Below are 253 nucleotides of genomic sequence, written 5' to 3'. Positions count from 1 at the left end.
CAGTGAACAAATTTTATCTTCCTGCCAGGGCAAAAAGCTGGTGTCACCATTCTGATTGAGCCTGACATTCACAATAACGGTCAGGGTTCCCTGGTGTCTCATTTCCTGGAAAGACACATTACAGGGATCATTGTTGTACATGTAATGATTCCCTTTAATGGTAGGCCGCCTGGACCCACCATTAATTGATATCGGCTTGTTTTGCAGTAATTCTTTTACAATCGCCATAGCCTGTCCTCTTCCTGTCTTATCG

Annotated in this window: 1 protein-coding gene; it reads right to left on the bottom strand. The window is 43.9% G+C overall.

Annotation, left to right across the window (positions count from 1 at the left end; translation table 11 throughout):
- A partial coding sequence (locus CWC18_RS21305; RefSeq protein ID WP_212747754.1) for a hypothetical protein occupies positions 1 to 228 on the bottom strand: 228 nt, incomplete at its 3' end.
- Between the last annotated feature and the right edge of the window lie 25 nt (positions 229 to 253).

This window comes from Pseudoalteromonas aurantia, assembly GCF_005886875.1.
GTDB classification, from domain to species: Bacteria; Pseudomonadota; Gammaproteobacteria; order Enterobacterales; family Alteromonadaceae; genus Pseudoalteromonas; species Pseudoalteromonas aurantia_A.
Note: the sequence above shows the minus strand (reverse complement) of the source record. Positions and strands in the feature narration are given on the sequence as shown.